We start from the raw sequence: 2,422 nt of genomic DNA, 5'->3' as shown, positions 1-2,422 counted from the left end.
GACAGCGGTGAATAAGCGTAAGGTGTTCCCGTCTGATCAGGCAGCATTCAAAGTGGTGTACTTAGCAACCCAGCAGGCATCCAAAAAGTGGTCGATGCCAATCCGTAACTGGACGTCTGCCCTTAATCGCTTTATGATTATGTTTGATGATCGCATTAGTAAGCATTTAATCTAAATGGCAGTTACACAGAATCTGGGATGGGCTCCAATAGAAAAGCAGATATCGATGATATCTGCTTTTTTTTGCTTAATTGTCATGGCAAGTGATGGGACTTACCTGATAGCTGGAGTTATGCTAATCCTAGCATTCTAGGCAAACGGAAATAAGACTGGTTACCTAAAAGCCATTTTGAATCAACTGTTCGACCTATAAGGTTTTCAATAAAGGTTTTCAATAATCGAACAGCATTTTTTGCCCCTTCCATAAGATCAGGACCTACTCCTGTGGTAACAATGTAGCCCTCATTATGGTTATCGCTAGCAACAGCTGGCATATCAAACATGGAAGCAGGAATACTGTCACCTTTTAATACTAAAGCTTATAGGTGTCTCAGTTAAGAATCCCAACAGTTTAAATGAGGGTTGTTGTACTTAGGATATGTTACACATTAAGGTTCATGAACCATTTGTTTTTATCTGCACTATAGGGTGTTGTTTTTACTACGCAATTACTTCTTTTAACTCGTGAACCCAACTTTAGGTACGCATAAGTTAAACTAGGTCTATCAGTTAATAAGTTCATAAACTATCTGAAGCCAAAAGTCATTTAAGTATGTTCAATATACAGGGCAATCGCACTACAAATCAATTTTAGCTACATTTTAATTAATTATTGACCTTCTACAGATGTTATCACCAACTTTCGGACGCAAATAACAAAAACACGAGATATATAAAAATATTTTAGTTATAGTTTCTAACTATTTAATCCCTTTAATTTAGATAATCTAACTTAAAGCAGCTGTTTTCTATAGTGCGATTGCCCTGGTTCAATATAAAGAAAATACCAATTAGTTTTGATTAAACTTCCCAAATGACTTTGCCATGTTTACGGATAAAAGTGACGATATGTTAGAAAAAACGATGTTTGTGAATATCGTCTTCCTGATGCAGCTGATATAGTTCCTGCAAATTTGCTCTACGCAGTGCAACTATTAAGTTGAACCGACTTTAGATAATTACTGGCGCGCTATTATTTTATTTGGTCTCAATACTGCTGCATATTAATTTGCTCTAGCAAAAAGTCTAATAGATATTAGCCTTGAGACTCAGTCTGATTTGATAACCTTAGAGGACTTGTCACTACCCTACCCTGTGCCTATATACTTGTGTGAGCACTTAAGAGACAGCCCTAAGCAAAATAATAGTGGTAGAAATGGTGCATTTCTAAGGGCTTGTGCTGATTATAACAATGGTTTAATAACACAAGATCAATTAGTGAACGTTACTCAAAAAGAAGGTTTCAAATACGTGCTTAGAACCGCCCCGGGATTGTCGGAGACTCAACGCTCCAAGAGAATACGACAATGAAAACACGGAACTATACCCCTGAAATGAAAGAACGCGCCGTCCGTATGCTAATTGAAGCTAAAGACGACTACCCTCCACCTGGTCAGCCATCAAAGCCATAGCGCCAAAGATAGGTTGCACGCCTGAGACCCTACGATCATGGCATAAAAAGCATATTGATAAAACCATTCCTGCAAATATTCAAGTTCAAAGCCAAGCCGAGCGTATCAAAGAGCTTGAACGTGAGAACCGAGAGTTAAAGAAAGCAGCAGGTCTTGAAGCCCAGGCGGAGCTCGACCGCAAACCCAAGTAATGGTTGATTTTATTGACGATCACAAACAACAATATGGAGTCGAGCCAATCTGTAGAGTATTACCGATTGCTCCATCCACATACTATCGAGCTAAAGAGCTAGAAGAAAATCCTGAAAAGCGTTCACAGCGTAGTCAGCATGACGATTTCTATCTTAATGAGATTAAACGTATCTGGCAGGACAGCAAATGCCGATACGGTGCTCGTAAAGTCTGGAAACAGTTGAAATCTGAAGGTGTACATCCTGCACGCTGCACTGTAGAGCGGTTAATGCGTCAGCATGGCATGCAAGGTATTTGGCGAGGTAAAGGTAAGATAACCACTAAGTCTCGTGATGATCAAATACGGGCAGACGACTTAGTTAATCGTAATTTCAGTGCACATAGACCTAACCAGCTATGGGTTGCTGACTTTACTTACGTTAAAACATTGAGTGGTTGGGTCTATACTGCGTTTATTATAGATGTATTTGCTCGCGCTATCGTTGGTTGGAAAGTATCAGATCGTATGAACACTGATATGGTGATGGCGGCACTAAACCAAGCCATTGCAGACAGAAACCATCCTAAAGATGTGATTCATCATAGTGATAGAGGTGTTC

1 protein-coding gene, 2 pseudogenes and 1 other annotated feature are annotated in these 2,422 nt (G+C 39.5%); of the genes and pseudogenes, 2 read left to right on the top strand and 1 reads right to left on the bottom strand.

Annotated features, from left to right (window positions below):
- Window positions 1-175, top strand: a pseudogene (locus tag ACT3SX_RS14740) (IS256 family transposase); the annotation flags it as partial.
- Window positions 176-290: 115 nt separating this feature from the next.
- On the opposite strand, the gene ACT3SX_RS14735 reads toward ACT3SX_RS14740, so the two are convergent.
- The gene (locus ACT3SX_RS14735; protein WP_442071928.1) at window positions 291-503 is read right to left on the bottom strand and encodes a hypothetical protein; all 213 of its coding nucleotides are present in this window, start codon (window positions 501-503) and stop codon (window positions 291-293) included.
- A 1,023-nt stretch (window positions 504-1,526) separates the two neighbouring features.
- On the opposite strand from ACT3SX_RS14735, the pseudogene ACT3SX_RS14730 reads away from it, so the two are divergent.
- Window positions 1,527-2,422 (top strand): annotated as a pseudogene (locus ACT3SX_RS14730) (IS3 family transposase); the annotation flags it as partial.
- Window positions 1,780-1,896: a sequence feature (AL1L pseudoknot), on the top strand. Its footprint overlaps the pseudogene before it by 117 nt.

The sequence above is a fragment of the Psychrobacter sp. AOP31-B2-9 genome, from assembly GCF_052378005.1.
Taxonomy (GTDB): domain Bacteria; phylum Pseudomonadota; class Gammaproteobacteria; order Pseudomonadales; family Moraxellaceae; genus Psychrobacter.
Note: the sequence above shows the minus strand (reverse complement) of the source record. Positions and strands in the feature narration are given on the sequence as shown.

Excerpts from the sequence above, each read along its gene's own strand:
- ACT3SX_RS14735 (WP_442071928.1), bottom strand. The coding sequence starts at position 503 with ATGTTTGATATGCCAGCTGTTGCTAGCGATAACCATAATGAGGGCTAC.